At 67.5% G+C, this 6,623-nt stretch carries 6 protein-coding genes; 3 read left to right on the plus strand and 3 right to left on the minus strand.

Annotated elements, in window-relative coordinates:
• Window positions 1–161: 161 nt before the first annotated feature.
• Window positions 162–1,073, plus strand: a complete 912-nt coding sequence (gene hemC / locus QRO91_RS21415; protein ID WP_049429095.1) for a hydroxymethylbilane synthase — start codon at window positions 162–164, stop codon at window positions 1,071–1,073.
• A 73-nt stretch (window positions 1,074–1,146) separates the two neighbouring features.
• Here hemC and QRO91_RS21420 read toward each other — a convergent pair whose 3' ends face one another.
• Window positions 1,147–1,923, minus strand: a complete 777-nt coding sequence (locus QRO91_RS21420; protein WP_005411146.1) for a YdiY family protein — start codon at window positions 1,921–1,923, stop codon at window positions 1,147–1,149.
• 106 nt (window positions 1,924–2,029) lie between these two features.
• Entirely contained in the window at window positions 2,030–2,632 is a 603-nt protein-coding gene (locus tag QRO91_RS21425; RefSeq protein ID WP_049429096.1) for a hypothetical protein, read from the minus strand.
• An 81-nt stretch (window positions 2,633–2,713) separates the two neighbouring features.
• Between QRO91_RS21425 and QRO91_RS21430 the strand changes: the two genes are divergently transcribed.
• Window positions 2,714–3,685: a YafY family protein gene (locus QRO91_RS21430; protein ID WP_005411144.1), complete on the plus strand. Its 972-nt coding sequence runs from the start codon at window positions 2,714–2,716 to the stop codon at window positions 3,683–3,685.
• A 26-nt stretch (window positions 3,686–3,711) separates the two neighbouring features.
• The gene (locus tag QRO91_RS21435) at window positions 3,712–4,506 is read left to right on the plus strand and encodes a MetQ/NlpA family ABC transporter substrate-binding protein (RefSeq protein WP_049429097.1); all 795 of its coding nucleotides are present in this window, start codon (window positions 3,712–3,714) and stop codon (window positions 4,504–4,506) included.
• Between the two features lie 189 nt (window positions 4,507–4,695).
• Here the strand turns inward: QRO91_RS21435 and glpK are convergent, their stop codons facing one another.
• Window positions 4,696–6,195, minus strand: coding sequence for a glycerol kinase GlpK (gene glpK, locus QRO91_RS21440; protein WP_049429098.1), 1,500 nt, complete (start codon window positions 6,193–6,195; stop codon window positions 4,696–4,698).
• Window positions 6,196–6,623: the final 428 nt, after the last annotated feature.

Raw genomic sequence — 6,623 nt, forward strand, 5'->3', positions numbered from 1 at the left:
GTCCGCGGCATGGATGCCGCGGCCAAGCCCCCACGGATGGGTTCACGGCGTCCCCGCATGACCCCGCCGCCCCGGCCAAGCACGGCTTTTGCTTTGATAGCCCCAGCCACGAGGGGCTCCGCCGTTGGCCGTATCCGCGCCGAAGGCGCGATAATGACCGGATGGAAACCGTCCGCATCGCCACCCGCAAGAGCCCGCTCGCCCTCTGGCAGAGCGAACACGTCGCCGACCGCCTGCGCCAGGCCCACCCCGGCCTGCATGTGGAACTGGTGCCGATGAGCACCCGCGGTGACGAAGTGCTCGACCGCTCGCTGGCCGCCATCGGTGGCAAGGGCCTGTTCCTGAAGGAACTGGAGCTGGCCATGCTGCGTGGCGAGGCCGACTGCGCGGTGCATTCGTTGAAGGACGTGCCGATGGAACTGGACGCGCCATTCGCGCTGCCGGCGATGCTGACCCGCCACGATCCGGCCGATGGCTTTGTTTCCAACCTGTATGCCTCGCTGGACGCGTTGCCGATCGGTGCGCGGGTCGGAACCTCGTCGCTGCGCCGCCAGGCCCAGCTGCGCGCGCTGCGCCCGGACCTGGAACTGCTGGACCTGCGCGGCAACGTCAACACCCGCCTGGCCAAGCTCGACAACGGTGGTTACGACGCCATCGTGCTGGCGGTGGCCGGGCTGGAACGGCTGGGCCTGGGCGAACGCATCGTCGCGCGCCTGCAGCCGCCGCAGTGGCTGCCGGCCCCGGCGCAGGGCGCGGTGGCGGTGGAGTGTGATGGAGGCAATGCGCGCCTGATGGCGCTGTTCGCCGGCCTGGACGATGCGGCTACGCGTGCCTGCGTGGAAGCCGAGCGGGCGATGAATCGTGCGTTGCATGGCAGTTGCCACGTGCCGGTGGCGGCCATCGCGCAGTGGCAGGGGGATGACCTGCACCTGCAGGGCCTGGTCGGCAGCGCCAGTGACGGCCGTGCGGTGCGCGCCGAGGCCGTGGGTCCGGCCAGCGACCCGGAAGGCCTGGGCCAGCGCTTGGCGAAGCTGCTGCTGGACGATGGCGCCGGCGAGCTGTTGAACGTCTGAGGTCGCTGGATCGTGCCCACCAAGGTGGGCGCCTACCGGGAAAGAGAAACGGGCGCCTTGGCGCCCGTTCTGCTTACTTGAACTTGTAGACCACGTTCATCGTGGTCAGCGTATCGGTCTTGCGCTTGTCCTCGGCCACGTCACTGTTGTAACGCGCCTGCCAGCCGGCCTTCAGCGCCAGATGCTCGTTCATGCTCACCGACACGCCGAAGTCGTTCTGGCCGAAGGTGTTGTACGAACCGGATTCGACCAGCAGGGTGTTGACCAGGTCGGTGTTGTCGGTCAGCGAGTACTTCATGTCGAACAGGCCGCGGCCGATCATGCCGGTGCGGGTGCGGTCGTCCTCGGTGCTGTGGGTGCGGCGCACACCGGGGCCGATCTGCGCGTCGAACGAGAAGCGCTCGGTGTTCCACAGGCGGGTGCCGTAACCCAGGCCGAACGAGCTCTGGCGGTCGTAGGTGGCGAAATCGTCGCGCTCGGTACGTACCGTCGCGGTCAGCTGGCGGTGCTCGCCCAGCTGCAGCGCGCTGCCGGCACTGCCGGTGTAGCGGTTGGCGGTGGTGTTGTTGCGGCGGGTGGTGGTGCCGTCGTCGCGGGTCTCGGTCACCTTGGAGCTGGAACGCAGGCCGGCCAGGTCCATGCTGTGCACCCAGTCGCCGTCGGTGTAGCGCAGGCGCAGGCGGCCGTTGAAGCTCTCGGTGCTGCTGTTGCCGCGTGCCGAGGCGAAGCCGAGCTCGCCGCCACTGCCGCTCCACGGCGAAGACATCGCCGCCAGTTCGGAGGCATCCTGTGCATACGCGAGCGGCGCGCACAGCAGCAGGGGGATCAGCAGGGACACGCGCAGGGACATCGGGGCTTCTCCGAAGCGGTTGACAGCCGGTGATGATACTGGAAGCGTGATGGCGGTCCGAATCGATCCAAGGCGCGCTTCAGCAGACGTTGCCGCGAACGCCCATTCAGGGCAGATCGATACGCAATGCCGGGTCGTTGAAGCGCGAATAGCGCAGGCGCAGCTGGAAACTGCGGCCATTGCTGTCGCCGCTGCGCACGATCTGCCTCGGCAGGCCCTGGGCGTCCACCCAGTACTCCAGGCGTTCGCCGGGCTGCGCGCCGCGCAGGCGGTAGTGACGGGTCTGGATCCCATCCAGCGATTGGCTGCCCAGATCCTCGGCCTGCAGGTCGGCAGGCAGGGCGTCGGCCGGCAATGGATTGCGCCACTGCTCCAGCAGGCCCGGCGGGGTGGGAACCTGGCGGATCGCGCCGTCGGCCTGCAGGAACATGGTGTCGCCAATGATCGTCTGCGGCCCGCCCGGGGTCTGCACCCGGAAGCGGTCGGGGGCGACGAAGTCCATGGCGCTGCGTACCGGCTGCGGTGCGCCCAGCACCTCCAGCTCGGCATGGAAACTATTCAGGGCCGCAAAGCGCTGGCTGGCGCCCAATACGGCCTGCGCCGGATCTGCTGCGGGCACGGGGGCTCCGGTGCTGGCCGGCGCCGGCGCGCGATCGCAGGCAGCCAGCAGCAGGCAGGCCAGCAGGGACAGGGCGGGCAACCGGCGCATCGGGCGTTCCATGGGGGTGGGGGCGACCACGATAGCCCAAACGTCCCACACAAGACCCGCGACTCGGACATAATCGGGGGTATGGACCGATACGAACGCATCACCGCCCTGCATCGTCTGCTCAAGTCCGCGCGCTATCCGGTGACGGTGGCGACCCTGCAGGACAAGCTCGGTTGTTCCCGTGCCACCGTCTACCGCGACCTGGCCTTCCTGCGCGATGCGCTGATGGCACCGATCGAGGGCGACGGCGAGGCCGGCTTCCGCTACCAGGCCGACGAGAGCGACCGCTTCGAGCTGCCCGGCCTGTGGCTCAGCTCGGAGGAGCTGCATGCCCTGCTGGCCTCGCAGCACCTGCTGGCGCGGACCGGCGGCGGCGTGCTGTCCTCGGTGCTGGCGCCGCTGCAGCAGCGTATCGAGAGCCTGCTGGCAGCCCAGGCCGGTGTCTCCAACTGGCCGGTGGACCGTGTGCGGGTAATCCCGCACCGCGGACGCAAGTTCGATGAAGGCAGCTTCCGCAGCGTGGCCTCGGCGGTGCTGGAGCGCCGCCAGCTGGCGTTCGAGTACCGTGCCCGTTCCACCGACGAGCCGACCAAGCGCACCGTCTCGCCGCAGCGCCTGACCCATTACCGCGACAACTGGTACCTGGATGCCTGGGACCATGACCGCGAAGCCCTGCGCAGCTTCGCCGTGGACCGCATCCACAAGGCGCGGGTGGTCGACAGTACTGCCCGCGACGTGGCCGACAGCGAGCTGGACGAGCAGCTGGGTGCCAGCTACGGCATCTTCTCCGGCGCACCGAAGGGCTGGGCGACCATCCTGTTCAGTGCCAAGGCCGCGCGCTGGGTGGCCGACGAGCACTGGCACTCCAAGCAGCAGGGCCGCTTCCTGGCCGATGGCCGCTATGAACTGAAGGTGCCGTACAGCGTCTCCCGCGAGCTGCTGATGGACGTGCTGCACTACGGCTCGGATGCCGAGATCGTCGAGCCGGTGATGCTGCGCGAGCAGGCCAAGGCGCTGCTCGAGCTGGCCCTGAGCAACTACGAAAAATCCTGACACTCCCCCCGAGAACCCCTCCGCCCATGAAGAAGACCCTGTTGCTGCCCCTGCTTGCCGCTGCGCTGGCCCTGACCGCCTGTGGCAAGTCCGGCGAACCCTCGCAGAAGCTGGTGGTGGCTGCCACGGCCGTGCCGCACGCCGAGATCCTCGAGGTGGTCAAGCCGATCCTCAAGCAGGAAGGCGTGGACCTGGACGTGCGCGTGTTCAACGACTACGTGCAGCCCAACGACCAGCTGGTGCAGAAGCAGGTGGACGCCAACTACTTCCAGACCGAACCGTACCTGGATGCCTACAACCGCGACCGCAAGACCGACCTGGTGAAGGTGATCGGCGTGCACATCGAACCGTTCGGTGCGTACTCACGCAAGATCAAGTCGCTGGCCGAGCTGCGCGAAGGCGCCGACGTAGTGATCCCGAACGACCCGAGCAACAACAGCCGCGCGCTGATCCTGCTGCACAAGGCCGGCGTGATCGCGCTGAAGGACCCGACCAACGCCCTGTCGACCCAGCGCGACATCATCGCCAACCCGAAGAACCTGAAGTTCCGCGAGCTGGACTCGGCGATGCTGCCGCGCGTGCTGGACCAGGTCGACCTGGCCCTGATAAACACCAACTACGCGCTGGACGCCGGCCTCAACCCGACCCAGGACGCGCTGGCGATCGAGAGCAAGGATTCGCCGTACGTGAACTTCCTGGTCGCGCGGCCGGACAACAAGGACGACGCCCGCGTGCAGAAGCTGGCCAAGGCCCTGACCAGCCCGCAGGTGAAGGCTTTCATCGAGACCAAGTACAAGGGCGCGGTGCTGCCGGCGTTCTGATTGCGGCTGACCTGTTGATTTGAAATGTTGGGTGTCGACCTTGGTCGACACTGCCTTCCCTGTAGAGCCGAGCCCACGCTCGGCTCTGCTTTTTTGCGGCGCCCCACCAACGGCAGCCGAGCATGGCTCGGCTCTACAGGGGCAACCCACGTACTGTAGCCGGGCACGGCACGGCACGGCATTGCAGTTTCAATCGACGTGGAAGGCGAGGGTGGCCGCCACGGCCTGCTGCCACCCGGCATACAGCTTCTCGCGCCGGGCCACGTCCATCTGTGGCGCGAAGCGCCGGTCCAGGCCCCACTGCGCTGCGATCTGTTCGCGGCTGGTCCAGAACCCCACCGCCAGACCGGCCAGGTAGGCCGCGCCCAGTGCAGTGGTCTCGGTCAACCGTGGCCGCAGCAGCGGCACGCCGAGGATGTCGGCCTGGAAGCCGGCCAGGAAGTCATTACCGATTGCACCGCCGTCGGCGCGCAGTTCGGTCAGCGCGATGCCCGCATCGGACTGCATCGCGTCGAGCACATCGCGGGTCTGGTACGCCATCGCCTCCAGCGCTGCGCGCACGAAGTGCGCCTTGCGGGTGCCGCGGGTCAGGCCGAACATCGCGCCGCGCACATCACTGCGCCAATAGGGGGCGCCCAGGCCGACGAACGCCGGCACCAGGTAGGCGCCACCACTGTCGGGCACCTGCGCGGCCAATGCCTGGCTGTCACTGGCACGGTCGATCATGCGCAGGCCGTCGCGCAGCCACTGCACCACCGAGCCGGCGATGAAGATCGAGCCTTCCAGCGCATATTCCACACGGCCATCCAGGCCCCAGGCAATGGTGGTCAGCAGGCCGTTACGGGATCGTACCGCCTGCGTGCCGGTGTGCATCAGCATGAAGCAGCCGGTGCCATAGGTGTTCTTGACCATGCCCGGCTGGAAGCAGGCCTGGCCGAACAGCGCCGCTTGCTGGTCTCCGGCGATGCCGGCGATCGGAATCGGGTGGTCGAAGAAGAACTGCGGCCGGGTGTGCGCATACACCGCGCTGGAATCGCGTACCTGCGGCAGCATCGCGCGGGGTATGTCCAGCAGCGCCAGCAGGTCGTCATCCCAGTCCAGCGTGTGGATGTTGAACAGCAGGGTGCGCGCGGCATTGCTGTAGTCGGTCACATGCGCCTGGCCGCCACTGAGGTTCCACACAAGCCAGCTGTCGATGGTGCCGAACAGCAGCTCGCCACGCTCGGCGCGTTGCTGCGCACCTTCCACGTGGTCGAGGATCCAGCGCACCTTGGTAGCGGAGAAATAGGCGTCGATCAGCAGGCCGGTGCGTTCGCGGACCAGTGCCTCATGCCCGTCGGACTTCAGCCGCTCGCAGATGGCGTGGCTCTGCCGCGACTGCCAGACGATGGCATTGTGGATCGGCTGGCCGGTGGCGCGGTCCCAGACCACGGTGGTCTCGCGCTGGTTGGTGATGCCCAGCGCGGCGATATGGCGCGGTTCGATCTGTTCGCGGGTGAGCAGTTCGGTCAGCGTGGCATAGACGCTGGTGAGGATCTCGCGCGGGTCATGCTCGACCCAGCCCGGTTGCGGGAAGATCTGCGCGAACTCGCGCTGCGCACTGCCGACGACGTCGCCAGCACGGTCGAACAGGATCGCGCGCGAACTGGTGGTGCCCTGGTCGATGGCCAGCACGTAGCGGGGCGTCATGCAGCGTCTCCGGTAGAACGGTCAGGGTAACTTACCTTTCTCTCTGTAGAGCCGAGCCACCCGCGCGGGCACCCGCCCCAAACCCACCATGCACCCTCGCCACAACACCGGTTGAGCGCTACTCCGACACTTAAAAAAAACTGACCCTGCCGACGATAAAATAATTTTAATAAAGGGTGGTAGCCCGATCAATTAAAAATCGGGGGGGGGGGGGGGGGGGGCGGCGGGGGGGGGGGGGGGGGGGGGGGGGGGTGGGGGGCGGGGGGGGGGGGGGGGGCGGGGGGGGGGGGGGGGGGGGGGGGGGGGGGGGCGGGGGTGTGTTTTTAAAAACCATTTTTTGGACCCACAAGGGATATTAAACAAATAGCCGCCCCCCGAGCCCTGGGCTCATTGGCTTATGTGGTTGATGTGGTTTAAAATGGGGGGGG

This window comes from Stenotrophomonas maltophilia group sp. Smal32 (assembly GCF_030237085.1).
Taxonomy (GTDB): Bacteria; Pseudomonadota; Gammaproteobacteria; order Xanthomonadales; family Xanthomonadaceae; genus Stenotrophomonas; species Stenotrophomonas maltophilia_Q.

Excerpts from the sequence above, each read along its gene's own strand:
- hemC (WP_049429095.1), top strand. The coding sequence starts at position 162 with ATGGAAACCGTCCGCATCGCCACCCGCAAGAGCCCGCTCGCCCTCTGG.
- QRO91_RS21420 (WP_005411146.1), bottom strand. The coding sequence starts at position 1,923 with ATGTCCCTGCGCGTGTCCCTGCTGATCCCCCTGCTGCTGTGCGCGCCG.
- QRO91_RS21425 (WP_049429096.1), bottom strand. The coding sequence starts at position 2,632 with ATGCGCCGGTTGCCCGCCCTGTCCCTGCTGGCCTGCCTGCTGCTGGCT.
- QRO91_RS21430 (WP_005411144.1), top strand. The coding sequence starts at position 2,714 with ATGGACCGATACGAACGCATCACCGCCCTGCATCGTCTGCTCAAGTCC.
- QRO91_RS21435 (WP_049429097.1), top strand. The coding sequence starts at position 3,712 with ATGAAGAAGACCCTGTTGCTGCCCCTGCTTGCCGCTGCGCTGGCCCTG.
- glpK (WP_049429098.1), bottom strand. The coding sequence starts at position 6,195 with ATGACGCCCCGCTACGTGCTGGCCATCGACCAGGGCACCACCAGTTCG.